Source organism: Paraconexibacter sp. AEG42_29, from assembly GCF_040581415.1.
Classification (GTDB): Bacteria; Actinomycetota; Thermoleophilia; order Solirubrobacterales; family Solirubrobacteraceae; genus Paraconexibacter.
On the sequence record NZ_CP114014.1, the window covers coordinates 4,841,675 to 4,865,945 of the forward strand.

20 protein-coding genes are annotated in these 24,271 nt (G+C 73.2%); 10 read left to right on the forward strand and 10 right to left on the reverse strand.

Annotation, left to right across the window (positions count from 1 at the left end):
* Positions 1–105: 105 nt before the first annotated feature.
* From DSM112329_RS23410 to DSM112329_RS23420, 3 genes are all read right to left on the reverse strand, one after another.
* Positions 106–1,062, reverse strand: a complete 957-nt coding sequence (locus DSM112329_RS23410) for a superoxide dismutase (RefSeq protein WP_354698973.1) — start codon at positions 1,060–1,062, stop codon at positions 106–108.
* A gap of 70 nt (positions 1,063–1,132) precedes the next feature.
* The gene (locus DSM112329_RS23415; protein ID WP_354698974.1) at positions 1,133–2,311 is read right to left on the reverse strand and encodes an ABC transporter permease; all 1,179 of its coding nucleotides are present in this window, start codon (positions 2,309–2,311) and stop codon (positions 1,133–1,135) included.
* Positions 2,308–3,252 (reverse strand): ATP-binding cassette domain-containing protein, encoded by a 945-nt coding sequence (locus DSM112329_RS23420; RefSeq protein ID WP_354698975.1) that lies wholly within the window; start codon positions 3,250–3,252, stop codon positions 2,308–2,310. Before DSM112329_RS23420 ends, DSM112329_RS23415 begins: the two co-directional genes overlap by 4 nt.
* Before the next feature lie 146 nt (positions 3,253–3,398).
* Here DSM112329_RS23420 and DSM112329_RS23425 point away from each other — a divergent pair, with 146 nt between their 5' ends.
* A complete protein-coding gene (locus tag DSM112329_RS23425) occupies positions 3,399–4,088 on the forward strand; it encodes a helix-turn-helix domain-containing protein (protein ID WP_354698976.1) in 690 nt (229 codons plus the stop codon).
* A gap of 74 nt (positions 4,089–4,162) precedes the next feature.
* On the opposite strand, the gene DSM112329_RS23430 is transcribed toward DSM112329_RS23425, so the two are convergent.
* The 3 genes from DSM112329_RS23430 to DSM112329_RS23440 all read right to left on the reverse strand — a co-directional run bounded on the left by DSM112329_RS23430 (position 4,163) and on the right by DSM112329_RS23440 (position 9,433).
* Positions 4,163–4,960 (reverse strand): enoyl-CoA hydratase-related protein, encoded by a 798-nt coding sequence (locus DSM112329_RS23430; RefSeq protein WP_354698977.1) that lies wholly within the window; start codon positions 4,958–4,960, stop codon positions 4,163–4,165.
* A 65-nt stretch (positions 4,961–5,025) separates the two neighbouring features.
* Positions 5,026–6,609, reverse strand: coding sequence for a GMC family oxidoreductase N-terminal domain-containing protein (locus DSM112329_RS23435; RefSeq protein WP_354698978.1), 1,584 nt, complete (start codon positions 6,607–6,609; stop codon positions 5,026–5,028).
* A 238-nt stretch (positions 6,610–6,847) separates the two neighbouring features.
* Positions 6,848–9,433: an SDR family NAD(P)-dependent oxidoreductase gene (locus DSM112329_RS23440; RefSeq protein ID WP_354698979.1), complete on the reverse strand. Its 2,586-nt coding sequence runs from the start codon at positions 9,431–9,433 to the stop codon at positions 6,848–6,850.
* Positions 9,434–9,444: 11 nt separating this feature from the next.
* Here DSM112329_RS23440 and DSM112329_RS23445 point away from each other — a divergent pair, with 11 nt between their 5' ends.
* Genes DSM112329_RS23445 through DSM112329_RS23455 form a run of 3 tightly spaced genes read left to right on the forward strand, consistent with a single transcriptional unit; the run spans position 9,445 to position 12,213 of the window.
* Positions 9,445–10,167, forward strand: coding sequence for a TetR/AcrR family transcriptional regulator (locus tag DSM112329_RS23445; protein ID WP_354698980.1), 723 nt, complete (start codon positions 9,445–9,447; stop codon positions 10,165–10,167).
* A 45-nt stretch (positions 10,168–10,212) separates the two neighbouring features.
* Positions 10,213–10,674, forward strand: a complete 462-nt coding sequence (locus DSM112329_RS23450; RefSeq protein ID WP_354698981.1) for a limonene-1,2-epoxide hydrolase family protein — start codon at positions 10,213–10,215, stop codon at positions 10,672–10,674.
* Between the two features lie 27 nt (positions 10,675–10,701).
* Positions 10,702–12,213, forward strand: a complete 1,512-nt coding sequence (locus DSM112329_RS23455) for an NAD(P)/FAD-dependent oxidoreductase (RefSeq protein WP_354698982.1) — start codon at positions 10,702–10,704, stop codon at positions 12,211–12,213.
* An 84-nt stretch (positions 12,214–12,297) separates the two neighbouring features.
* Here DSM112329_RS23455 and DSM112329_RS23460 read toward each other — a convergent pair whose 3' ends face one another.
* Positions 12,298–13,890, reverse strand: coding sequence for a GDSL-type esterase/lipase family protein (locus DSM112329_RS23460; RefSeq protein ID WP_354698983.1), 1,593 nt, complete (start codon positions 13,888–13,890; stop codon positions 12,298–12,300).
* Between the two features lie 413 nt (positions 13,891–14,303).
* Between DSM112329_RS23460 and DSM112329_RS23465 the strand changes: the two genes are divergently transcribed.
* Positions 14,304–15,671 carry an HD domain-containing phosphohydrolase gene (locus tag DSM112329_RS23465; protein ID WP_354698984.1) on the forward strand — a complete coding sequence of 456 codons (1,368 nt, stop codon included), beginning with the start codon at positions 14,304–14,306 and terminating at the stop codon, positions 15,669–15,671.
* Between the two features lies 1 nt (position 15,672).
* Positions 15,673–17,031, forward strand: coding sequence for an MFS transporter (locus DSM112329_RS23470; protein ID WP_354698985.1), 1,359 nt, complete (start codon positions 15,673–15,675; stop codon positions 17,029–17,031).
* Positions 17,032–17,378: 347 nt separating this feature from the next.
* On the opposite strand, the gene DSM112329_RS23475 is transcribed toward DSM112329_RS23470, so the two are convergent.
* Together DSM112329_RS23475 and DSM112329_RS23480 are read right to left on the reverse strand one after the other, a co-directional pair.
* A complete protein-coding gene (locus DSM112329_RS23475; protein ID WP_354698986.1) occupies positions 17,379–18,236 on the reverse strand; it encodes a MerR family transcriptional regulator in 858 nt (285 codons plus the stop codon).
* A gap of 362 nt (positions 18,237–18,598) precedes the next feature.
* Positions 18,599–20,080 (reverse strand): protein adenylyltransferase SelO, encoded by a 1,482-nt coding sequence (locus tag DSM112329_RS23480; protein WP_354698987.1) that lies wholly within the window; start codon positions 20,078–20,080, stop codon positions 18,599–18,601.
* Positions 20,081–20,213: 133 nt separating this feature from the next.
* Between DSM112329_RS23480 and DSM112329_RS23485 the strand changes: the two genes are divergently transcribed.
* From DSM112329_RS23485 to DSM112329_RS23500, 4 genes are all read left to right on the forward strand, one after another.
* Complete coding sequence (locus tag DSM112329_RS23485; protein ID WP_354698988.1) at positions 20,214–20,360, forward strand: hypothetical protein; 147 nt, start codon at positions 20,214–20,216, stop codon at positions 20,358–20,360.
* A gap of 25 nt (positions 20,361–20,385) precedes the next feature.
* A complete protein-coding gene (locus DSM112329_RS23490) occupies positions 20,386–21,231 on the forward strand; it encodes an EamA family transporter (protein ID WP_354698989.1) in 846 nt (281 codons plus the stop codon).
* Positions 21,232–21,309: 78 nt separating this feature from the next.
* Positions 21,310–21,675: a hypothetical protein gene (locus DSM112329_RS23495; RefSeq protein WP_354698990.1), complete on the forward strand. Its 366-nt coding sequence runs from the start codon at positions 21,310–21,312 to the stop codon at positions 21,673–21,675.
* On the forward strand, positions 21,672–22,364 hold the full coding sequence (locus tag DSM112329_RS23500; protein WP_354698991.1) for a TetR/AcrR family transcriptional regulator: 693 nt from the start codon (positions 21,672–21,674) through the stop codon (positions 22,362–22,364). The genes DSM112329_RS23495 and DSM112329_RS23500 overlap by 4 nt, the downstream gene beginning before the upstream one ends.
* 58 nt (positions 22,365–22,422) lie before the next feature.
* Here the strand turns inward: DSM112329_RS23500 and DSM112329_RS23505 are convergent, their stop codons facing one another.
* Positions 22,423–24,171 carry a hypothetical protein gene (locus DSM112329_RS23505; RefSeq protein ID WP_354698992.1) on the reverse strand — a complete coding sequence of 583 codons (1,749 nt, stop codon included), beginning with the start codon at positions 24,169–24,171 and terminating at the stop codon, positions 22,423–22,425.
* Between the last annotated feature and the right edge of the window lie 100 nt (positions 24,172–24,271).

The window sequence follows — 24,271 nt, forward strand, 5'->3', positions numbered from 1 at the left end:
GCAGCAGTGCCGGGAGCCCAGGTTGGAAGGGCCGTCGTCCGTCAGGTGGACGACCGGGAGGGGATCGACGTCCTCCCGCCCCGGCCGCCGCTGCGTCCTCGTTCGCTAACGCGAACGACCGTCCGGGGCCGCGATCGCGGCCACCGTGAACGGCTCCGGCGGCTGCATCGCGCTGCGCTTGTCGAACTGGGAGCCGACGGCCAGCAGGCGCTTTCCGTCCTTGGCGATCGTCGTCGGGTACTGCAGCTGCGGCCCGGTCACGCCGGGGCCGACGATGCCGCGGCGCCCGTCGGCGGACAGCTGCACGGGGACGATCAGCTCGTCGCGGTTCCGGGCGACGTACAGCGCGCGGCCGTCCTGCAGCAGCCCGTCGCCGTTGACGACCGTCCGGCCGCCGAGGTCGATCTCCGAGACGTCCTTGGTGCGGACGTCGACGCGGAACAGCTTGCCGGTCGGGGACTGCACGATGGTGAGGATCCCGTTGCGCGCGCTGATGCCATTCGCGTTGAAGCCGGGGCCGTAGGTGAACGCCGAGCCGGTGAAGTCGACGAAGCGCTCCACCGGGCCCACCGTGCCGCCCTTGCCGAGCTTGAAGCGGAACAGGATGGGGCGGTTCGAGTCGGTCACGTAGGCGTAGTCGCCGTCGATCGCGACGTCGTTGAGGAACCTGGGCGTCGTGCCCGGCTGCGTGTCGAGGACCTTCAGGGTCGCCCCGGTCCGGGCCGACAGGACGAAGATCTTGCCCGTCGCCCCGCCGGCCACGATCAGGCGGTTGCCGGCGACCTTCATGCCGATCGCGGTCGTCCGCCCGTTCGCGCCCGCTGCTGCGAACGGCTTCAGCGCAGCGGTGCGGACGTCCCCGCGGTAGATCGTGCCGTCGGTCGTCGAGCCGACGTAGAACGTGTCGCCGGCGAGCGCAATGCCCTCCGGGAAGATCTTCTCGCCGGGGATCGAGTAGACGGCGGGACGCGCGCCGCCGTCCTTCTGGGCGAGGGCCGTGGTCGAGGCGCCGGTGACGGCGAGCGCCGCGACGAGCAGGGTGGGGATGAGGGGTTTCCGCATGGGCCTGTTGTTGCCCGCACAACCACCCTGCGAAGCGCATCCCGGCGTATTCGCGCTGACCTCCCGTCCGTCAGCGGCCGGCACCGCCGAGCGCGGCCTTGAGCGACGTGCGCCCGCGGACCTGCAGCGACGCCCCGCGGTAGATCCGGTCGGCGAGCCGCAGCACGACGAGCGTCATCGCGAGCATCAGCGCCACCGACAGCGCGACCTCCCACCAGGCGACCGCGCCCTGGATGACCCGTCCGGGCATCACGATCGGCGCCCACGGCGGGAACAGCGACATCGCGGTGGCGATCGTTCCGTCCGGGCTGCTGATCGCCCCCGTCGAGAGCAGGTAGCCGCCGACGAGCAGGATGGTCAGCGGCGACGTCACCGACTGCAGGTCCTCCTGGCGCGCGCACAGGGCGCCGGCCATCGCGTAGGCGCACGCGTACAACAGGTACCCGAGCATGAAGTACAGACCCGTGATCGCGGCCGCGCCCGCGGCGATGCCGGACGCGTCGAAGGCGCCGGATGCGGTCGCGGCGATCGCCCCCAGGACCAGGAACGCCGCGGTCTGCAGCAGCCCCACCAGCCCGAGCCCGAGGACCTTCCCGAGCAGCAGGCGGCGCGGCGGGACGGCGGCCTGCAGGATCTCGACGACGCGCGAGCTCTTCTCCTCGACCACGCCCGAGGAGACCGTGAGGCCGTACGTGAAGATCACGAGGTAGAGCAGCAGCGCGCCGATGTAGGCGACACCCTGCTTGGCGTCGGCGTCCGCGTCGCCGAGCTCGGTCGTGGGCAGCGGCGCCGGGGACAGGACCGCGCGTGCCTCGGCGCCGCGCAGGCCACCGCGCTCGACGGCCTGCCGCTGCGCGTCCGCTCGCCACGCGGCCTGCGCGAGCGCGATCGATCGCGCGTCGGCGTCGACGCCGACCAGCAGCCGCGGACCGTCGACGATCGCCAGGTCCACGTCGCCCTCGTCGACCGCCGCCCGCGCGCTCGCCGCCGACCCGAACGCCTTCTGCTCCGGCTTCAGGTCGTAGCTCTTGCCGGCCGCCTGCATTCCGTCGACGACGCGCGCGGCGTCCGGGCCGGACGTGCCGACCGTCACCTCGTCGGCCCCGCCCGAGCCGATCAGGCCGGCGGCGAGCCCGGCCCCGACGGCGGCCAGGCAGAAGATGAGCGTCGTGATGCGGAACGCCTTGTTGCGCAGGCGCTCACGGACCTCGCGCTGGGCGACGAGCACGACCTGGGAACGGGCGTTCATCGGACCACCTCCGCATCCGGGTGGGCGTCCTCGGCGTCCGGGTCCGGTGGCGCCACCGCCTCGCGGTAGAGCTCGGCCAGGGTCGGTCGCTCGTGGCTGAAGTGCAGCAGCGTCCCGGCGGCGCGGGCGGCATCGATCACGTCGTCGACGCCGGCGTCGTCCGCCAGCTCGACGACGACGGCGCCGCGGTCGGCTCGCACGCCGCGGACGCCGGGCACGGCTCGCGCCCAGTCGCCGGCCGCGTCAGCGCCCTCGACCTGCACGCGCACGCGGGTGCCGCCACCGGCCGCTCGCAGGTCTGCGACCGCCCCCGCCGTGTGGATCGTGCCGCCCGTGATGATCACGACCGCCTCGCACTGGCGCTCGACGAGCTCGAGCTGATGGCTCGAGAAGAGGATCGCGGCACCGGCGGCCGCGCGCTCGACCAGGACCTCGGCGAGGGCGTCGACGCCGGTGGGGTCCAGGCCGCTGAACGGCTCGTCGAGGATGAGGAGCTCGGGATCGTGGACGAGCGCCGCGGCCAGCTGGACGCGCTGCTGGTTGCCGAGCGACAGGGACTCGACCTCCTCCCCGCGACGATCGGCGAGACCCAGCCGCTCGGTCCAGTGGTCCGACGCGCGGACCGCGGCCTTCGCGTCCGCCCCGTGGAGGCGGGCCAGCCAGGTCAGCTGGTCCCCGATCCGCATGCGCGGGTACAGCCCGCGCTCCTCCGGCATGTAGCCGATCCGCTGACGCCCGGGCTCGTCCAGGGGCGCGCCCTGCCAGCGGACCTCGCCCGCGTCCGGCGCCAGCAGTCCGAGGATGATCCGCATGGTGGTCGTCTTGCCGGCGCCGTTCGGGCCGACGAAGCCGACGGACTGCCCCGGCTCCACCGTGAGGGAGACGCCGTCGAGGGCTCGTCGCCCGTCGAAGCTCCGGGTGACGTCTTGGACTTCGAGCATGCCCGGCCCCCTACCCGCCGGGGGAAGCCCCTCAATCCCGCTTCGGTCTGCGTAGCGACTCGTTGTCGCGTTTGCCTGTCCGCCGAGCCGCTGCACACCTGTTGCCCGGGACCCTCCCGCAGCGAGGATGTACCATCGTCGTTCACGTGAACGGTCAACCCGACAGCTCGCCGACGGCCGATCCGATCGACGCGCTCGACGCCGCCGCCGACCGGCCCCGCCGCATGACGCGCGCGCAGCAGCGCGTGGCGACGCGGCTGGCCCTGCTGGAGGCGACGGCCCAGTGCCTCATGGAGGAGGGCTACGACGGCCTCACCACCCGGCGGGTCGCCGAGCGGGCCGGCGTCGCGCAATCGACGCTCATGCACCACTTCCCGACGCGGGACGCGTTCCTCGTCGAGGCCGTCACCCACCTGGCCATGCGGCTCGCCGACCAGGCGCTGGACCGGATCGACCTGCAGGCCCTGCGCGACCCCGCCGGCCGGGGCGCGGTGCTCGACCAGGCGTGGACGCAGTTCACGACCCCCGAGGCGCTGGCGGTCCTGCAGCTGTGGACGGCCGCGTGGAACGAGCCCGAGCTTGCCGCGACCCTCGCCGAGCTCGAGGCGCGACTCGGCGCGATCCTGATGGCGACGGCGTCCACCCTGTTCCCCGAGCAGACGGACGACGCGCGTTTCCCGGCCTTGATCGACACGGCGGTCTGCCTGATCCGCGGACTCGTGATCGGCATCCCGATCAGCGGGATGGACGCGACCGCCGCGCGTTGGGCGGCGATGCAGCCAATTCTGCTCGAGGCCGCGGCGCAGCTCCTGGACGTGCCACCGGACCCTGACTGACTGCGGCCGGTCCGCTCGGGTCGCGTGGTCGCCGGTCCTGAGCGACCGCGGCCGGACCCTTGCCCGTGCGTCGGCTACGCCCCCGCGAAGTTGGGCGCGCGGCGGTCGAGGAAGGCCTTCATGCCCTCCTGGCCCTCGGGGCCGCCGGCCTGCGCGCCGATGCTCGCGGCCTCGGCGTCGAGTTGCTCCTGCAGGGTGTGCTGCAGCGCGGTCTGCAGGAGCCGGCGGGCGCGGCCGTGGGCCTCGAGCGGGCCGGCGGCGAGCTGCGTCGCGACCTCCTCGGCGGCGGCGGCGAGCTCGTCGTCCGCGACGACGCGCGTCACCAGGCCGATGTCCGCCGCGTCCTGCGCGCTGAGCACGGTGTTCAGCAGCGTGAGCTCGGTCGCCTTGCGCAGCCCGACGATCCGCGTGAGCAGCCAGGTCGCGCCGCCGTCGGGCGTGAGTCCCGCCTTGGTGTAGGCGAGCGTGAGCTTCGCCGAGGTCGCGGCGAGGACGATGTCGCCGGAGATCGCCAGGCCGAAGCCACCGCCGGCGGCCGTCCCCTGCACGACGGTGACGACGGGCGCATCGATGGACGCGAGCGCCTGCTGCGCGGCGTGGAAGTCCGTGGCCAGCGTCTGCATCGCGGCGCCCGAGTCGTCGGCGCCGAGGACGTAGTCGAGCTTGCCGCCTGCGCAGAACATGCGCCCGGTGGAGGCGATGAGGACGACGCGCACGTCGTCGCGCCCGACGAGCGACTCGGCGTGACGGCGCAGCGCCGCGCCCATCTCGCCGTCGAGGGCGTTCATCACGTCGGGGCGGTTCAGGGTCAGGCGGGCGATCCCGTCCTCGACCTCGAGGGTGACGGCTTCGGCGGTGGCGGGAGTGGACATGCGGCGGACCATACCCGCGGCGAGGACCTTGGACCCTCGCCGCGGGAACGATCGTTACGGGTGCCTCAGGCGGCGGCAGCGGCCTTGGGGGCGACGGCGTCCTCCTTGATCATGTCTGCGGCCTTCTCGGCGATCATGATCGTCGGGGCGTTCGTGTTGCCGCGGACGACCGTCGGCATGACCGAGGCGTCGACGACGCGCAGCCCCTCGACCCCGTGCACCTTCAGGCGCGAGTCGACGACCGGGCCGATCGCGCAGGTCGACGTCGGGTGGTAGATCGTCATCGTCTGGTCGGCGATGAAGTCCATGAGCTCCTCGTCGGTCGCGTCCGGCTTCGGCGCGCGGAACTCGCCCGTGATGAACGGCTTGAGCGCTTCCTGCTGGGAGATCTCCAGGGCGACCTTCACGCCGGCGAGCATCGTCGCGCGGTCCTCCTCCGTCGTCAGCCAGTTGTGCTGGATGCGCGGCTTGACGTACGGGCTCGGCGTGCGCAGCGTGACCGACCCGACGCTCGTCGGCTTCACGACGCCGGGGCCGAACGCCACGCCGTGCTCGACGGCGGCGCCGAGGCCGTCCTCGTAGAACAGCACGGGCGCGCAGTGGAACTGGCAGTCGGGCGCGTCGAGACCGGGACGCGTGCGGATGAACCCACCGCCCTCGGCGATGTTGGACGACAGCGGGCCCTTGCCCTCGGTCTGCAGCAGCTCGACGTTCTCGGGCGTCAGCGCCGTCATGAGCGAGTCGTAGTCCGCCTTCCAGTTGATCAGCGTCATGCAGTGGTCCTGCAGGTTCTGGCCGACCTCGGGCAGGTGGTGGCGGACCTCGATGCCGAACAGCGGCAGGACCTCGGCGTCGCCGATGCCGGACAGCATCAGCAGCTGCGGGGACTGGTAGGCGCCGGCGGAGAGGATCACCTCGCGCGACGCATGGACCTCCTCGACCGTCCCGGCGTGGTCGATCTCGACGCCCGACGCGCGGCCGTCGTCGTCGAACAGGATCCGCAGCGCCATCGCGTCGGTGATGACGGTCAGGTTCTCGCGCTCCATGTTCGGGTGCAGGAAGCGGACGGACGTGCTCGCGCGCATCCCGTTCTCCTGCGTGGTCTGGAAGCGGCCGAAGCCCTCCTGGCGCGCGCCGTTGAAGTCGGGGTTCTTCTCGTGGCCGGCCTGGGCCGCAGCCTCGACGAACGCGTCGACGACCGGGTTCATCGACCGGCTCTCCTTCACGGGCAGCGGGCCACCGGTCCCGTGGAAGGAGTCCTCGCCGCGCTCGTTGCCCTCGGACTTCTTGAAGTACGGCAGGACGTCGTCGTAGCCCCAGCCCTCGGCGCCGCCGGCGGCCCAGTCGTCGTAGTCGACGCGGTTGCCGCGGATGTAGACCATCGCGTTCATGGACGAGCAGCCGCCGAGCATCTTCGCGCGCGGCAGGTACGAACGCCGGCCGTTCAGGGCGGGCTCGGGCTCGGTGCTCATGTCCCAGTCGCGGCGGCCCTTGAACAGCGCGCCGAAGGCGGCGGGGATGTGGATCTCGTCGTCGGTGTCCGGGCCGCCGGCCTCCAGCAGCGCCACCTTCACGGACGGGTCCTCGCTCAGGCGCGCGGCCAGGACACAGCCGGCCGAACCGGCTCCAACGATCACGTAGTCGTACATCAACTTCTCCTCTCGGCGGGAGCGCTGCGGCGGCTCCGGCCTCGTCGTTTGACCCTCGTCGCCCGACGCTAACCGATCGGGTGGGGCCGGAGTTGACGAACTGTCAGGTTTGGCGCGACCCGACAGCGGCCCGTGCGCGGGGTGTGCGAACACCACCCACCCCCGCCCACCCCGAGCCGAGTGATAGCTGGCGCGCACCCGTCCGTGCGCCAGCTATCACTCGGTGGCGCGGTGGTGGTCAGGGGGTCGGCTTGTCCGCCAGTAGCGCGCGTAGCTGCGCGCGACGGATCTTGCCCGTGCTGGTCCGCGGCAGGACGTCGACCACGCGCACCTCGCGCGGGACCTTGTAGCGCGCGAGGTGCGCGCGTACGTGCTCCTTCAGCTCGTCCTCCCCGGGCGACTCCGCGCCCGGCTTCAGCACCACGAACGCGACGAGCCGCTGGCCGAACTGCTCGTCCGGGACGCCGACCGCCGCCGCGTCCGCGATCGCCGGGTGGTCGGCCAGCAGCTCCTCGACCTCCTGCGGGAAGACGTTCTCCCCGCCGCTGACGATCATCTCGTCGTCGCGACCGTCGATGAACAGCCGCCCGGCACGGTCGGCGTGACCGACGTCGCCGATCGACATCAGGCCGTCCAGCATCTCCTTCGACCCGCCGCCGCTGTAGCCGTCGAAGAGCTGCGCGCTGCCGACGAACATGCGGCCCGTGACGCCCGTCGGGACCTCGTGCCCGGCGTCGTCGACGATCCGGACGACGACGCCCGGTGCCGCCCGGCCGATCGTCCCGGGGGCCGCTCGCAGGTCGGCGGGGGTCGCCAGCGACACGCCCCCGACCTCGGTCGACCCGTAGCCGTTGAACAGCTTCTCGCCGAACTTGTCCATGAACTCCTGCGCGAGCTGCGGCGACAGCGGCGCCGCGCCGCACGGGACCATCCGCAGCGTGCTCGTGTCGTGTCGCGCGCGCACGGCGTCCGGGAGGTCGACGATCCGCTTGAGCATCGTCGGGACGACGCACAGGATCCCGACCCTCTCGGCCGCGATCGTGGCCAGGACGTCCTCGGCGTCGAAGCGCCGCCGCAGCACCAGCGGGGACCCGGCGGCCAGCCCGGCGAACGCGGCTGCGAAGCCGTACATGTGGTAGAGCGGCGGGGCGATCAGGACGGGGTCACCGGCGTGCGGGACGGGCCGCAGGCGGGCCAGGGTGCGGACGCCGGCGGGGATCATCGCGAGCAGCTCGCCGGCGCCCAGCGACACGTTGCGCGGCGCACCCTTCGGTGTGCCGGTCGTCCCGCTGGTGAGCAGGATGCTGCGACCGGGCTGTCCGGGCAGCGGCGCGCGCGGCAGGCTCGCACCGGCCGCGATCAGGCCGTCGACGGTCTCGCCGCCAAGGGCGTCCGGCCCGCCGTCCTGCCACGCCAGAACCCGCTGCCCGCCGAAGTCGGTGCTGTCGAAGAGCGGCCCGAACTCCTCGTCGTGAACCACCACGTCGACCCCCTCCCGCGCCAGCACGGCGCCGAGCTGGGGCCCCGCGAAGTCGGTGTTCAGGGGGACGAGGTCCGCCCCCAGCTGCGCACCGGCGAGCGCCGCCTGCAGGAAGCCACGGTGGTTGCGGCACATGAGCGCCAGGCGTCGCCCGGGGCCGAGGCCCGTCCGGTCGTGCAGGGCGGCGGCCAGGTCGGTCGCGGTCCTCTGGAGCTCGTCGTAGGTCAGCGTCCCGCGGTCGTCGACCACCGCCGACCGGCCACCCCAGAGCGCCGCCCCCACCGCGCCGGTGGTCGCCGGCGACGCACCGTGCCGACGGGCGGCGAGGAGCGCGCGCACGGGCCGGTCGGGCCGCAGCGGCCGGACGGCACCGGTGCCCGCGACCGTCAGCGCCGCGCCCACCGCGTCGTCCGCGAAGGCCGCACCCCGGCCCGCCGCTCCGACGAGCGTGCCCAGCAGGCCGCTACGGGCGCTCGCCGGGTTCGCGACCTTCGCGTAGGCGGCAAGCGACCGCTCGACGACCTCGGGCGTCAGCATCAGCGCCGGCGCGGCGGTCCGGCCCCACCACGCCCCTATCACCCGCGGGCGCTCGACGATCGACCGCGCGACCATGCCGGCGGCCTCGTCCGCGCTCATCCCCGGCAGGTACCGCCACGACCGCGACTCCCCGAGCATCGCGGTGCGGACGAGCATCATGTAGATGGTCGACGTCGTGACGCCGTCCGCGCGGATCTCGGGCGAGACCCCGCGCAGCCAGTTGTCGAAGCCGGTCTTGGACGACACGTACGCCGACCACTGCACGCCGGGCAGGTTCGCGCCGACCGTGGAGACGTTCACGATGTGGCCGCTGCCGCGCTCGCGCATCGACGGCAGCAGGCCCAGGATCAGCCGCGACGGACCGAGGACGTTGACCGCGTTGGAGCGCTCGATGTCGTGGAAGCGGTCATAGGACTGGCTGACCCAGCGCCGGATCGAGAGCCCCGCGCAGCTCACGATCACGTCGACCCGGCCGTGCTGCGCGAGGACCTCGGCGACGAGGCGGTCGACCTGCTCGAGGTCGCGCAGGTCCGCCGGGTGGACGTGCGCGCGGCCCCCGGCGTCCTGGATCTCGTCCCGCAGCGCCTGCAGCGACCCGACCGAGCGGGCGACCAGGAGGACGGTCCCGCCGGCCGTCGCCACCCGGCGCGCGGTCGCAGCACCGATGCCCGACGACGCGCCGGTGATCAGCACCACCTGCCCGGCCACCGCCTGCCGCAACGCATGCGCGGATACGTCCCGGCCCGCCGCTCCGAGCGCGATCCGCACGGCCTTCGGGAGCAGCTCGCCGCGATTTTCCTGATGCATCAGTCGATCATATGCCTGACCGGCGCCGGCTCGTCATCGCCGTCGCCCGCATGCCGTACCGTACGGCGACGATGTCCGCGACCGAGGCCACCGGGAACGCGCCCCGCCGCAAGCGCGGGCGACCGCCGAACCCGGAGCTCGTCGAGCGTCGCAAGCGCGAGCTGGTCGAGGCCGCCTACGAGGTCTTCTCCACCCGGGGCTACACGGCCGCCGGCATCGCGGACATCGCCGAGCGGCTGGACATCGGCCACGGCACCTTCTACCGCTACTTCGAGTCCAAGCGCGACGTCCTGGACCACGTCATCGACTTCGGCGTGGCGCGGATCTCGAAGGCGATCCAGGGGGACGCGCGACCCGAGGCGGCGGCGAGCCTCGACGACCTGGTCGACCAGTTGCGGGCGATCACCGAGCGGCTGTTCGCGCTGCTCGACGAAGAGCCAGGCCTGGTCCAGGTCATCCTGCTCGAGGCGACGGCGATCGACGAGGAGCTCACGTACCGGATCCTCGGACTCGTCGACACGTTCGGCGCCGTCACCGCGTCGTACCTGGAGCACGGCGTGCGGGCCGGCTTCGTCCGCCGGGACCTGAACGTCAAGGCGGTCGGGCGCGGCGTCAACGCCCTCGTCCTGCCGAGCCTGCTGGAGGCCGTGCGCGGCGGCGTCAGCGCTGCGGAGCGCCGCGAGCTGTCCGAAGGCCTCATCGACTTCATCCGGGCCGGCATCGAGGTGCGCTGAGCCGGCACGCGCGAGCAACGCGCGCAGGAGGGCTACCCTGCGCGGATGACCCTCGCCGACGCCCCGTCCACCCCCGTCGCGACGGAGGATCCGGTCGCCGTCGCGTCGCGCTTCCTGGACCTGCTGATGGCCGGGGACCTCGACGCGGCCGCCGACCTGCTGGCCCCGGACGTCATCTACATCAACGTGTCGCTCCCGAAGATCGTCGGGCGCGAGCGGGTGCGCAAGGTGGCGAAGGCCACGCTCGGCCGCCCGTCCGCCGGCTTCGAGGTGTACATCCACGCGACCGGCGCCGACGGCCACGTGGCGCTGAACGAGCGGACGGACGTCCTGACGGTCGGCCCGTTCCGCACGCAGTTCTGGGTGTACGGCCGCTTCGAGGTCGTCGACGGCCAGATCACGGTCTGGCGCGACTCGTTCGATTGGCTGAACATCACGCTCGCGAGCCTCCGCGGCCTCGCCGGCATCGCCATCCCGGCGCTGCGGGCCAAGCCGCCGGTCGCGTGAAGCGTCCGGGGGCGTAACAATGGGGGCATGTCCCTCGAGCACTTCGACGTCCTGATCGTCGGCGCCGGCCTCTCCGGCATCGGCGCCGCGCACCACCTGCAGGAGAGCTGCCCCGGCAAGAGCTACGCGATCCTCGAGTCCCGCGAGCGCATCGGCGGCACCTGGGACCTGTTCCGCTACCCCGGGATCCGCTCGGACTCGGACATGCACACGCTCGGCTACCGCTTCCGTCCGTGGACGTCCGACAAGGCGATCGCGGACGGCCCCGCGATCCTCAGCTACGTGCGCGACACGGCGCGCGAGGGCGGGATCGACCGGCACATCCGCTTCGGCCTGAAGGTCGTCGGCGCCGAGTGGTCGAGCACCGACGCCCGCTGGACCGTCACCGCGGAGTCCACGGCCGGCGGCGAGCCCAGCCGGTTCACATGCGGCTTCCTGTTCACGAACACGGGCTACTACCGCTACGACGAGGGCTTCACCCCCGCCTTCCCGGGGCTCGCCGACTTTGAGGGCACCGTCGTGCACCCGCAGCACTGGCCCGAGGACCTCGACTACGCGGGCAAGAAGGTCGTCGTGATCGGCAGCGGCGCGACGGCGGTGACGCTCGTCCCGGCGATGGCCGAACAGGCCGCGCACGTCACCATGCTGCAGCGGTCCCCCACCTACATCGTGTCGATGCCGGACGAGGACCCGATCGCGAAGGCGCTCGGGCGCGTGCTGCCCGCGAAGGTCGCGTATCCGATCGTCCGCTGGAAGAACGTCGGCCTCGCGACCCTCAGCTACCAGGTCAGCCAGCGGCGCCCGGCGCTGATGAAGAAGTTCATCAAGGCGGGCGTCACGCGGCAGCTGTCGCCCGACTACGACGTCGACACCCACTTCACGCCGCGCTACAACCCCTGGGACCAGCGCCTGTGCCTGGTGCCGAACGGCGACCTGTTCCGCGTGCTGCGCAAGGGCCGCGCCTCGATCGTGACGGACCACATCGAGACGTTCACCCCGTCCGGGATCCGGCTGCAGTCCGGCGCCGAGCTCGAGGCCGACATCATCGTCACCGCGACCGGCCTGAACCTGCTGGCACTCGGCGGCATGCAGTTCACCGTCGACGGCAAGCAGATCGCCCTGCCCGACCTGCTCACGTACAAGGGCATGATGCTCAGCGGCCTGCCGAATTTCGCGTTCACGATCGGCTACACGAACGCGTCGTGGACGCTCAAGGCCGACCTGACCAGCGCGTACATCTGCCGTCTGCTGAACCACATGGATGCCGGTGGCTTCGCGATCGCCGTCCCTGAGAACCACGACCGGTCGGTCACCGAGGAGCCGTTCATGGACTTCCAGGCGGGTTACGTGCTGCGCGCCCTCGACGCGTTCCCCAAGCAGGGCTCGAAGGCGCCGTGGAAGCTGCGCCAGAACTACGCGCGGGACCTCGTCACGCTGCGCCGCGGCCAGATCGCCGACGCCGGGATGGTCTTCCAGAACCCGGCGCCCGCCCCGGCGGTCGCGGCCGCGGCCGAGCCGGTCGAGCCCACCCCGGCCTGAGGGCGCCCGCGCCGCCGTCCCCGGGGCCGCCGTCCCCGGGGCCGGCGGCCCCGGGAGCCGCGCGGACCGTCCCGGAGGCGGCGCTCAGCGTGCCCGGGATGCGGGGACCCGCACCACCGTACGGCCGGGCCGGTGCCCGCGATCGGTGGCGAGCACCCTCAGCGTCCCCGTCCGCGGGACCCGGACGCGCAGCGTCACCGTGCCGGTGGCGTCGGTCCTGCCCCTGCGGCCGGCCATCCTGACGAGCGCACCGGCGACCGGGGCCGCACGTCCGCGGGTCACGGCGCGCACCCGGATCCGGAACGTGGCAAGCGTGCCGGCCGGCGCGGGGGACGGCGACACGGACACCGACAGCTGCAGCCGTGAGGCGACCGGCGGCGCCGCCGCGCACGTCGCGAGGGGCAGCTGCGCGAGGTCGACCGCGGCGGCGAGCGCGCGGTAGCCCGCGGGTGACAAGTGCAGGTGGTCGCCGGAGTCGAAGGCGGGCAGCAGCCGGCCGGGCGCGGCCGGGTCCCGAACCGCGGCGTCGGTGTCGACGACGCCCGCGCCGATCCGCTGCGAGCGGATCCAGGCGTTGACCGCCGTCCGCGTGGTCTGTGCGGCGGGGCTGTCGAAGACGCTGCCGTCGATCGGCGTCAGCGTGGCGAGCCACACCGGTAAGCCCGCCGCGCGGACCTGCTCGACGAGTCCCGTCAGCCCCCCGATCACTTCCGCCGCGCCGGCCTGGGGCGGCATCCCGATGTCGTTGATGCCCTCGAGGACGATCACCCCGGTGACCCCGGACTGCGCGAGCACGTCGGCGCGCAGGCGGTCGCGCGCGGCCGGCCCGTACGCGGCAGAGAGCGGCGTCACCGGGTCGTCGCCGTCGCGCAGGATGCGGTTGCCGCTGACGCCGGCGTTGACGACGGCGAGCGGCCGGCCGGCGGCGATGAGACGCCGGCGCAGCGCGTCCGGCCAGCGTGCCGCGGCGCGACCGGTGCCGGCACCGGCCGTGGCCCCCGGGCCGCTGTAGCCGTCGGTGAGCGAGTCCCCCAGCGCCGCGATGGCACCGGCCTGGCCCGGCGCACGGACCTCGAGGCCGGTGACGAAGGGCCGGGCCGTCAGCTGCGCGCCGAAGCGCAGGGCGGACGTGTCGCGGGTGCGATCGCCGGCGCCGGGCAGCGCGCTGTAGGAGAGCTGCTGCGCGACGAAGTGCTCGGTGATCCGCGCGACCGGGCCGGCGACGTGGACGCTGACGGCCAGGTCGTCGAAGGCGCTGAACGCGAGACCGGCGGCGTCGCTCACGACGTCCCGGCCGGCCGGGACGGTCACGGCGGGACGACCGCCGAACCGCAGCGACCTGATCGTCCCGGGCTTGAGCGAGGCCCCCCTCCGGCGCTGCGCGATGGTCGCCGCGGCGAACGTCACCGGGCCGCTGCCGAAGCGGTTGGAGAGCCGCACCCGGACGGTCGTGCCGCGCAGGTGCGGGGTGATGACCAGGCGGTAGGTCCGCCCGCCGCCGGTGGCGGGGCCGGTGGCGACGGGGCCGGCCGGGGCGGGGCGGCCGTGGCTGGGGGACGCGGCCCAGCTCGTGACCCAGCGCTCGGCGCTGCAGTCCGCTGCCCCGGCCGGGGGCGCGACGACCAGCGCGATCGTCGCGGCCAGCAGGCCGACCGGCCGGCAGAAGAGTGCTCGCATCGGCCGCAGATTCTCCAGAAAGACCACCGGCGCTCGCCTCATCTCTGCGGCCACCGTAGCGTGCGACCCCCGGCCCACGGCAGTCTGCGGAACCGCCGCGCGACGCGAGCCGACCGCGCTGTCAAGGTCGGGGCTGCAAGAGCCGATGCAACGGCCAAGCCGACGGCGCTCCTATCAGACCATCACGTCGTTGGCGCGGCTGAAGCCGAATTTGCACGGATTCCGTGCGAGAATGTGCAAGTCAACCGGCCGGGCCTCTTCGTTTCGGCGTCCCGGCGTCCACGTCGTCAGGGAGAGGAGCAGAGCCATGTTCGGTCCGAACACCCGCTAGTCACCGGCGTCGCCGACGCTCGTGCGCAGCGCACCTGGATCCGCCACGCTGTGTGGCGGTTCTGCGCCGTCCTCGTTCCCCCATGCCCCGTCGTGCTGCGGTCACCGCCCTCGCTCTGCTGGGGGCCGTGAGCGCGTGGGCGCTCCACCGCTACGGCGCGCCCTCCCCACTCTGGCCGGCGGTCGTCCTCGCGTTCATCGCGGCGGCCGCCGATGGCGCGCAGGTGCGGTTCGCTCCGTTCCTGCACGTCACCGCCATCGACGTCGTCGCCCAGGCCGGCGCACTCTTCGGGGGTCCGGCGAGCCCGCTCGTCAGCGCCGCGGGCGGCACGCTCATGAGCTACGGCCGCGAGCGCCACCAGCGCAATGAGTACGCGAAGGTCGCGCTCGCCATCAACCTGAGCGCGAACGTCGTCCCGGCAACGCTCGCTGCGGCACTGGTCTACGGGCTCGGCCTGAGCCCGCACGACAACCCGGACGACCACGCCGCGTTCCTGGCCGGAGCGGTCCTGCTGCCCATCGTCGCCGCCGCGCTCAGCGTGATCGTCTTCACCGTGCTGATCGCGCTGCGGACCGGGCGGGCCGGCTGGGACGTCCTGCTCGAGGTGGTCCGCGACATCTGGCAGACGCTCGTCGTCCAGGTGGGCTTCATCTTCGCGATCGCCGTGATCTACCGGGGCTCGGCGGTCACCGGGCTCGTCGTCGCGTCGATCCTCGCCGGCGCCTTCGCGTACATGGCGCAGCTCGTGGTCCGCTCGCGCCAGCAGGCGGCGCTCGCCACCGACCGCGCCGAGCAGATGACCGCGATGTCCTGGGGCGTCCTGAGCTCCCTGGTCCGGACGCTCGACCTGCGCAGCCCGTCGGCCGCCCGGCACAGCGCCGCGGTCGCCGGATTCAGCCGGGACATCGCGGCGCAGCTGGGGCACACGAACGCGGAGCAGGACCTCGCCCACATCAGCGGCCTGCTGCACGACATCGGGAAGTTCGCGCTGTCGGACCTCGTGCTGAACGCGGCCGAGCCGCTTGGGCATCGCACCGGCGAGTGGGACAGCATCGAGGCGCACCCCACGATCGGCGCCGAGCTCCTGGCGGACCTCACCGAGTACGGCCCGGTGGCGGAGATCGTCTCCCAGCACCACGAGCGCGTCGACGGGACGGGCTACCCGAACGGCCTCGCCGGGGACGAGATCCACCCGATCGCCCGGATCGTCGCGTGCGCCGAGGTCTACGACACGATCAGCGCGCCCGACACCTACCGGGAGCAGCTGAGCGGGATCGAGGCGGTCCGCGAGCTGCGCCGCGTGGCCGGCGGGCAGCTGGACCCCGACGTCGTCGAGGCGCTGATCGCCGTCCTCGCCGGCCGCGACCTCGAGTACCGTCACCGCGCCGCGGCCGACTACGCCGCCGAGCTCGACGTCCAGCGCCGCGCCCAGGGCCGCCGGACCAGCTGACGTGCGGCTCGGGGTCCTCCGCCACGCGGGCTTCGCCCGGCTGTGGACCGCGCAGGCGCTGTCGCTCGCCGGCGACGGCATCTACTTCGTGGCGATCGCCTGGCTGGTGCTGGACGACCACGGCCCCGGTGCGCTCGGCGTGGTCATCCTGTGCTGGACGCTCGGCAACCTCGCCGCCCTGACGCCGGCCGGGCTGCTGGCCGACCGGCGCCCGCGCCGCAACGTCCTGATCTTCGCGGACCTCGTCCGCGCGGCAGCGCTGCTCGGCATGGCGATCGCCTGCTGGAACGAGGTGCACCTGGTCCCCCTGGCGGCGCTGTCCGTCGTGCAGGGCATCGGCGACGCGCTGTTCGCGCCCAGCTTCCTGGGGACGGTCGCCGCCCTGGTCCCCAAGCAGGACGTCGTGCGCGCGAACGCGCTGGAGCAGGTGGCGCGGCCGCTCTGCTACCGGCTGCTCGGGCCGGCCGTCGGCGGCCTGCTGATCAGCGTCTGGTCGGCGCCGGGGGCGCTGCTGATCGACGCCGGGACGTTCGTCGTCTGCGCGATCGTCATGGCCGGGCTGCCGCCGCTGGACCCGCCGCCCGTCGAGGAGCACGAGCCGGACGCCGGACGCGAGTGGCGCGCCGGCCTGGCCTACGTGCGCGCGCGGCCGTGGCTGTGGAGCGGCATGGTCGCGGGCCTCGTGAGCAACCTCGTCCTGTGGGGGACGGTCGAGGTGCTGTTGCCCGTCCGCCTGCACGACGACCTCGGAGCGCAGGCGACGGACTACGGGCTGCTGCTCGGCGCCAACGGCGTCGGCGGCCTGCTCGGCGCGTGGATCCTGACCAGCAGGCTCGCCGACCGCCCCGCGGGACTGGCGGCCGCGACGGGCGCCTGGTCCCTCGCCGCGTTTGCCGTCGCGGGGTACGGCGTGCCGGAGGCGAGCTGGCAGCTGCTGCCGCTCGCCGGCCTCTACGGGTTCGGCATGGCGGTCGGCGGCGCGCTCTGGACCAGCTGCCTGCAGCAGCGGGTGCCGGAGGGGATGCTCGGCCGCGTGGGCGCGCTGGACACGACCGCGAGCAACCTGCTCACGCCGGTGTCGCTGCTCGGCGCCGGTCCCGCGGCGGCGTTCTTCGGCGCCGGACCCGCCCTGCTCATCGCCGGCTCGGTGATGCTGGCCGGGCTGCTCGTCCCGGCGATGGCGGTGCTAACAGGCGCGGAGCGTGGCGCTCGGCCGACGACCGGCGAACACGATGATGGAGGCCAGCGGCCGCTCGCAGCGCCCCGCGCGGGCGCGGAGCCGGGAGCCGAACTCACCGGGCTGGCGCAGCACCAGGCGCTCGACGTCCCCGCCGGACGCGACCCGGATGAGCGTCTCTGACAGCGCGCGCGGCCCGCTGCCGTCCGCGGGCTCGACCAGGTCGACGACCGGCACGCCGACGATGGCGTCCGGGTCCAGGCCGAAGCGATCGGCCGTCGCCACGCTGATCGAGGCCACGCGCAGGTCGCTGTCGACGATCAGGAACTGGTCCCCGGGCGCCGGCGCGATGTCGGCCCCGGCGCGCAGGACGAGCCCCATCTCGCAGCGCTGGCACGTCGGCGGGTTGCCGACCGGGCCGTCCGGTCGCTCGCCGCACGACCCGCAGAACTCGAGCGACGGGACGACGATCTGCGGGGCTGCGGTGACGAGCCGCAGACCTGACGGTCGGGACGCAGGCACCGTCGTGCTTAGGAGACTCGCCGCAGGCCGTCGTCGGCCCGGTCCGGCGAGGACCCCCGCTGTGCGAGCGACTCGTGGATCGACGCGACGGTCACGGCCAGGCTGACCGTGGGCAGCGGTACCTGCCGGCCCTTGGGCTGGCGCTGCGGGTAGAGGACGACCGGCGGCCGGCCGAGGATCGCCGACGCCGCGAACACCCAGCGCCCGACGGTGTCGTTGCTGACCTCGCTGCCGGCGACGAGCAGCATCGCGGGGGCGAGCCCGGAGTCGGCGATCATCCCGATGCGCTCGGTCGCGTCCACGGGCGTGCTCAGGACGCGCACGCCGCTGCGGGCGAGCAGCAACTCGAGGGCGCGGACCGTCACCCGTTCCGGAGTCACCACCGAGCCGAGGGCCTCGCCGATGAGGACGGCGTGCTGCGGGGCGGTGTCGCCGCCCATCCGCTGGACTCGGTCCATCCAGCCCAGCGCCCAGCGCGCGGCGAAGACCCAGGTGGCGGCGTTCGTCCCGTGGCTGTCGTGGATGCTCGTGGTCCCCGGGATCAGGACGGTCTCGACCGCGTTCTCGACGGTGCCGAAGGCGAGGGCGGACTCCATGGCGCGATCGGCGCCGTCGCTGTTGAAGGCGAGCAGGGCGTTGGCGAGGCTGCCGCTCCCGGTGCTGATGCTGCTCCGGGCCTTGCCGATGGCCGACTGGATCGAGAGCCCGTCCTCGAGGGCGTCACGCAGTGCCTCCAGGTCGGCGGCGACGTAGCGCCGGTGGCCGCCGTCGGAGCGCCGCGGCATCGGGTAGCCGAACCTGCGCTCCCAGGCGCGCAGCGTGTTGGGGCTCACGCGCAGGAGGGCGGCAGCCTCGGAGGTCTTCATCGTGCGCACGGGGGTAGGCATCGTCGCGTCTAGACCTATTTCCGCAGGGCCGCAGCGGCCTTTGTGGCCGTTCCGCGTCGGAACCTGTGCAAAAGCGCATCGGACGCCCCGTGCTCCGGTCGGTCTCGCTAGTGAGCCGCCGATCGCCGACGCGAAGAGAGAGGCGGAGCCAGCGTCACGCCGCCGGCCCCGCGTCTTGATCCTGCTGTTGACCGTCAGCCCTTCTGCCCCTGCGGCGACCGACCCTACGGCGGCGTCGCGGTCGCGGCCGGAGCAGGGACATCTTATGGACCCCCGGTTCGCCGAACCGATGCGGAATACGCCGTTGCCGGCGTGCTTGGCCTCCCAGGCCCGCGGACCTGTCAGGTACCGCAGAACGTCCGGTAGTCGCCGAAGTCCGCCGGGGCGGGATGCGCGTACCGCTCGAGCCCAGGGCGCTCGTCGAACGGGTGGGCGAGCACGCCGAGCAGTGCGTGCAGCGGCTCGAGCTCGCCGAAGGTGCCGCGGCTGAGGACGTCCTCGACGAGGTGGTTGCGGGGGATGTAGACCGGGTTCACGCGGTCCATCGCCGCGGCGACCTCGGCGCTGTCGCGGTCGTGCTGCGCGGCGACGCGCGGGCGCCACTCCGCGCCCCACGCGTCGAAGGCGGCCGGGTCCGCGAACAGGGCGCGGGTGGGGTCGCCCTCGCCCAGCGCCGTCGAGAGCGAGCGGAAGCCCGCGGTGAAGTCGACGTCGTGCTCGTGCAGCAGGTTCAGGAAGCGGTCGATCAGGCCGTCGTCGTCCGGCCCTGCGTCCGCCAGGCCGAGCTTTGCGCCGAAGTGCACGCGTCGCCGATCCTCGTAGCGCGTGGTGAAGCTGCGCAGGACCGCGGTCGCCGGTTCGAGCGCCTGCTCCTGGGTCGGGGCGATCAGCGGCAGCAGCGACTCGCCGAGCCGCGCGAGGTTCCAGAGCGCGATCTGCGGCTGGTTGCCGTAGGCGTACCGGCCGCCGTGGTCGATCGAGCTGAAGACCGTGGCCGGGTCGTAGACGTCCATGAACGCGCACGGTCCGTAGTCGATCGTCTGGCCCGAGACCGCCATGTTGTCGGTGTTCATCACCCCGTGGACGAACCCGACGGCCATCCACCGCGCGATCAGGTCCGCCTGCGCGTCCACCACACCCTGGAAGAACGCGAGGTACGGGCTGTCCGCGGTCGCGGCGTCCGGGTGGTGGCGCGCGATCGCGTGGTCGGCCAGCGCGCGCAGCAGCTCGGGGTCGCGAAGTGCTGCCGTGTACTCGAACGTCCCGACCCGGATGTGGCTGGCGGCGACGCGGCTGAGGACGGCGCCCGGAAGCATGGACTCGCGCACGACGTCCTCCCCCGTCGCGACGACGGCCAGCGACCGTGCGGTCGGGATCCCGAGCGCGTGCATCGCCTCGCTGACCACGTACTCGCGCAGCATCGGGCCGACGGCCGCCTTGCCGTCCCCGCCGCGCGCGAACGGCGTGCGGCCGGACCCCTTCAGGTGCAGGTCGTGCCGCTGCCCGCGCGCGTCGAGGACCTCGCCGAGCAGCAGGGCACGGCCGTCCCCCAGTCGCGGTGAGTAGCCGCCGAACTGGTGCCCCGCGTAGGCCTGGGCGACGGGCTGCGCGCCGGGCGGGACGGTGTTGCCGACGAGGACGTCGACGCCGTCTGCCGTCCTGAGCACCGTGGGGTCCACGCCGAGGTCCGTCGCGAGCGCGTCGTTCAGGACGAGCAGCTCCGGCGCGGGCGCCGGAGCTGCCTGCCACGGCTCGTACAGGCCCTCGAGCTCACGGACGAAGCTGTTGTCGAACGCGAACAGGGGGCCGGCGGCGACGCTCATCCGTCCGAGGCTAGCCGTGTCCCGGCGGGGCCTCGTCTTCCGCACGAGGGGAGTGGCAGCGTGACGTGTCGAAAAACGACACCTGACGCTGCCACCCCTTGGTCTGCGGGGGCGGTCGCGCCGTATCCCGGGTGTGATCGGCCGCTCTGTGATCGCGGTGATTGCCGCCGCCAAGGTGCTGATCGTCCTCTACGTCCTGGGTGTCTCCACCGTGGTCACGATCGCGGCCGCGACGGCGATCGCGCTGTACATCACGGTGGTCGGCAGCCGGGTGCGCTGACGCGGACCGCTAGCGTGGCGGGCCGATGGCCATCCTGCTCGCCCTCGGGACGTCGATCAGCTATGGCCTCGCGAACTTCCTCGGCCCGGTCTACGCCCGCCGCTTCCCGCTCGCCGCCGTCCTGCTGGCCGGGCAGGTGGCCGCGCTCATCCTGGCGCTGACCGGGCTGCTCGTGTCCGGCGAGTCGCTGCCCGGCGGGGACGCGATCCTGATCGGCATGCTCGCGGGCGCGGGCAACGCCATGGGCCTGATCGGGTTCCTGCTCGCCGCGGACGCCGGACCGGTGTCCCTCGCCGCACCGATCGGGGCGACGGGCGGGGCGCTGCCCGTCGTCTACGGCCTGGCGCAGGGCGACCCGCTCGGGGCGCTCGAGGCGGCCGGCCTGGTGCTCGCGCTCATCGGCGTCGTCCTCGCGTCGCGGCGTCCGATCGACCCCGACCCCGAGGTCGCCGCCGGCGAGAACCTCCGCGCCTGCGTCGGGTTCGCGCTGATGAGCGCACTGGGATTCGGCCTGCTGCTGATCCTGCTGCCGGAGGCGTCGGACGACGGCCGCTGGTGGGCGCTCGTGGACGCGCGCCTGGTCATCGTGTTCGCCGTCCTCGGGTTCGCCGCTGCGACCGGCCGCAGCCTCCGCGCCCCGCGCGCCCGCCTGCCGCAGCTTGCTGTCCCCGGCGTGCTGCTGCTGACCGGGACGCTGCTCTACACGCTGGCGACCGAGCGCGGGTCCCTCTCGGTCGTCGCGGTGCTCGCGAGCCTGAACCCGGCGGTCACGGTCGCGCTCGCGGTGGTGGTGCTGTCCGAGCGGCTGGCGCGGATCCAGACGATCGGCATCGCCTGCATCATCGCGGGCGTGGTGTGCGTCGCGGCATAGACGAGAACATGAACGCTGTGTATATTCGTGCTCACGGCGTGCACCCGCGTCGTTCCATGACGACGAGCGGAGATGGCGATGGACACGGTGAGGATGGTGCTCGGAGGCGGGCGGATGCTGGTCGGGTTGTCCGGCTGGACGGCGCCCGACCACGCGGTCAGGGTCTTCGGGATCGCCCCCGAGCGCTCGGACCGCTTCGTCACCCGCTTGTTCGCCTCACGTGACTTCGCGCTCGCTCTGGCGCTGCTGACTGCGCCGCCGGCCCACCTGCGGACGATCGCGGCAGCGGGCGCTGCGATCGACGCGGTCGACGCGGTCGCAGGCATCGCCGAGTACCGCCGCGGCTCGCTCTCGACCTATGCGTTCGTCGTCGGCGGCGTGGGCGCGATGGTCTTCGCGGCGATGGGAGCGGCGGTCGCGGGCAAGGCGTCACCTGACGCGTGAGCGGTCCCGGCCGCGGGGACGGCCTGCCGTATGCGCATCTGCTCAAGCGCGTCCCCGTGCAGGCGCGAAGCCGCGCGCGGGTCGAGGCCATTCTCGACGCCGCGGCGGAGTTGCTCGCCGAGGGGGACATCGAGGCGCTGACACTGCGTGCGATCGCGGCCGCAGCGGGTGTCCCCACCGGGACGATCTACCAGTTCTTCGAAGACAAGCCGGCGCTGATCCAGGCGGTCGCCCTACGCTACGTCGCCGCGACCGTCGACGTGCTCGACACGCTGCTCGTGGACGACGCCGCGCCGTGGGATGTCACCCTCGCGGACCTGATCGACGGCTATGCGGACCTGATCGCCGCCGCGCCCGCGATGCGCGCGCTGTGGCTCGCGGGTGCCATGTCCGCGACGACCGCGAAGCTCGCCGGCGAGGCGGACGACGCGATCGCTGCGCGGCTGCAGGCCGACCTGACGCGGCGGGTGGCGGCGGGCGCCCCGTCGGTCGCGAAGCGCCGGCGACGGACTGCTGCGAACGGCGGCGCGGCGAGCGACTGGCGGTTCCTCGTCACGCTGATCAGCGGACTGCTCGAGCTGGCCTTCGCCGACGACCTGCGCGGCGATCGTGCGACGCTGGCGCGGACACGGCGCGTGGCGGTCCTGTACGCCGCCGACCTGCTCGGGGTCCCGCCGCCACCGCCCTGACGGGACCGACCGGTCAGGGTCGCCGCGGCTGCCAGGCGGTCAGGCGCCCCGGCCGGGTTCAGCGCGCCCCGCAGAGCCGGTAGGTGCGGGTGTCGCTGTAGGTGCGGCCCGTGCTCGTCCGCACCGTGATGCGGACCCGCGTGGTCCCGCGTGGCCGGCCCGCGAGGTTGACGGTGACGACGCGGCGGCCGCCGACGCTGCGCACCTTGAGCTGCTTGCCGCCGAGCGTCGCGACCACTCGCGTGATGCGGCCCTTCGTGGGGCGGCGGACGCGGATCGTGACCGAGCGGCGCGAGGCGCACGCCTTCTTCGACGGCATCCCGGTCGGGTTCGGCCACAGCTCGTCGCGCAGCTTCACGCTCCAGAAGCCGCTGGTGGCGTCGGAGTAGTAGACCTCACGACGGGCGGGATCGAAGGCCGGCTGCGCGAACGCGGCCGCCGCCTTCGAGCCATTCGACGTCTTCAGCGGCGCGATGAAGTAGGCGATCTCGCGCGGCTTCTCGGGGTCGCGGATGTCGAAGATGCGCAGGCCTGAGTTCAGGAAGCTGCAGGCCGCGATCTGCGGGTCGACCTCGCGCGGGACGTTGCAGTAGTGCGCGCCGTAGGAGGTCTGCGAGCCGGGGACGAACGACGGGTCGCCGCTGGCCTTCGCGTGGCTGTCCGGCATGTTCACCTCCAGGCGGAGGTTCGACGTCACGCGCGGCTTCTTCGGGTCGCTGATGTCGATCAGGCGCGCGGCGCCGGCGAGGTTGTCGAGCGTCAGCGGGTTGAACCGGAAGGCGAACTCGTCGTACTCGAGCAGGTACGGCTTGCCGCCGATCGTGACCGGGTTCGAGTTCTGCGGAATCGAGGTCGTCTTCCAGCTGAGGCGGCTGATCTCCTTGACGATCGGGTTCGTCTTGCGGGCCTGGATGTCGCTGACGTCGAGCAGCCCGATCCCGCCGTCGATGGCGTTCGTCTGGTAGAGCGTGTTGCCGTCCGCCGAGAGGTTCACGCCGTGCGACGGGATGTTGATCGTCCGCACGGTGTGCGGCAGCTTCGGGTTCGTGACGTCGACCGCGATGATGCCCTGCGCGCCACCGATCCAGAACGTGTTGCCGTCGGGGGAGAAGCCGCTCTCGTGGCCGACCGGTCCCGCGAGGTACTCGGACTGCAGCACCGGCCGGCGGCAGTCGTCGCCGACGTCGTAGATCGCCATGATCCCGGGCGCGGTCCCGGCCGTCCCGAGCTCGGCGGCCAGGAGGCCGCGCTTCTCGTTGAGGTTCAGCGACTCGTGCGGGGCGAGCATGGCGACGGTCGTCAGCCGGGCCGTCTCGACGGGCTTCGCCGGATCGGACATGTCCAGGACGACGACACCCTGACCGGGGCCGGCAATGAGTGAGACCACGTTCAGCGACGTCAGCAGCGACGTGTCGTAGAAGGCGCACTTGTGGCCGTTGCGGTCCACGTAGCGCCAGACGCGGAAGCCGCCCGGGGTCGGGTGGCGGCTGACGACGCTGACGTTGCAGGTCCAGCCGCGATCGGCCTCGCGCGACTGCGTGTCCTTCAGGGTGACGCGGCCCTGCATGCCGGCGAGTGGCTGCGAGGCCGCGTCGCACTCCGCCGCGGGGACGGGCTTCAGCTCGGGCTCGTTCTGCTGGACCGGCTCGGGGACCGGGGTCTGGCCGCCGAGCAACCCGAGCGTTCCCTCGAGGTCGTTGGTCGGCAGGGTCAGCGGACTGGCGATCTGGGCGCCCGCCACGCTCGGCAGGGCGCCCAGCGCGGCGACCACGACGACCAGCACCGACAGTCTGCGTCCGACACCCATTCCGCGATGTTCGCAGGTCGGCGGGGAGCGGATGGCGGCCGGGTGTTCACGCGGCGCGAGGACCGCTCGATGTGCCACCACACGCCACCGGCGCACGTGG

Excerpts from the sequence above, each read along its gene's own strand:
- DSM112329_RS23435 (WP_354698978.1), bottom strand. The coding sequence starts at position 6,609 with ATGTACGACTACGTGATCGTTGGAGCCGGTTCGGCCGGCTGTGTCCTG.
- DSM112329_RS23430 (WP_354698977.1), bottom strand. The coding sequence starts at position 4,960 with ATGTCCACTCCCGCCACCGCCGAAGCCGTCACCCTCGAGGTCGAGGAC.
- DSM112329_RS23480 (WP_354698987.1), bottom strand. The coding sequence starts at position 20,080 with ATGAGCGTCGCCGCCGGCCCCCTGTTCGCGTTCGACAACAGCTTCGTC.
- DSM112329_RS23495 (WP_354698990.1), top strand. The coding sequence starts at position 21,310 with ATGGACACGGTGAGGATGGTGCTCGGAGGCGGGCGGATGCTGGTCGGG.
- DSM112329_RS23460 (WP_354698983.1), bottom strand. The coding sequence starts at position 13,890 with ATGCGAGCACTCTTCTGCCGGCCGGTCGGCCTGCTGGCCGCGACGATC.
- DSM112329_RS23410 (WP_354698973.1), bottom strand. The coding sequence starts at position 1,062 with ATGCGGAAACCCCTCATCCCCACCCTGCTCGTCGCGGCGCTCGCCGTC.
- DSM112329_RS23490 (WP_354698989.1), top strand. The coding sequence starts at position 20,386 with ATGGCCATCCTGCTCGCCCTCGGGACGTCGATCAGCTATGGCCTCGCG.
- DSM112329_RS23450 (WP_354698981.1), top strand. The coding sequence starts at position 10,213 with ATGACCCTCGCCGACGCCCCGTCCACCCCCGTCGCGACGGAGGATCCG.
- DSM112329_RS23505 (WP_354698992.1), bottom strand. The coding sequence starts at position 24,171 with ATGGGTGTCGGACGCAGACTGTCGGTGCTGGTCGTCGTGGTCGCCGCG.
- DSM112329_RS23445 (WP_354698980.1), top strand. The coding sequence starts at position 9,445 with ATGCCTGACCGGCGCCGGCTCGTCATCGCCGTCGCCCGCATGCCGTAC.
- DSM112329_RS23415 (WP_354698974.1), bottom strand. The coding sequence starts at position 2,311 with ATGAACGCCCGTTCCCAGGTCGTGCTCGTCGCCCAGCGCGAGGTCCGT.
- DSM112329_RS23420 (WP_354698975.1), bottom strand. The coding sequence starts at position 3,252 with ATGCTCGAAGTCCAAGACGTCACCCGGAGCTTCGACGGGCGACGAGCC.
- DSM112329_RS23455 (WP_354698982.1), top strand. The coding sequence starts at position 10,702 with ATGTCCCTCGAGCACTTCGACGTCCTGATCGTCGGCGCCGGCCTCTCC.
- DSM112329_RS23440 (WP_354698979.1), bottom strand. The coding sequence starts at position 9,433 with ATGCATCAGGAAAATCGCGGCGAGCTGCTCCCGAAGGCCGTGCGGATC.
- DSM112329_RS23465 (WP_354698984.1), top strand. The coding sequence starts at position 14,304 with ATGCCCCGTCGTGCTGCGGTCACCGCCCTCGCTCTGCTGGGGGCCGTG.
- DSM112329_RS23475 (WP_354698986.1), bottom strand. The coding sequence starts at position 18,236 with ATGAAGACCTCCGAGGCTGCCGCCCTCCTGCGCGTGAGCCCCAACACG.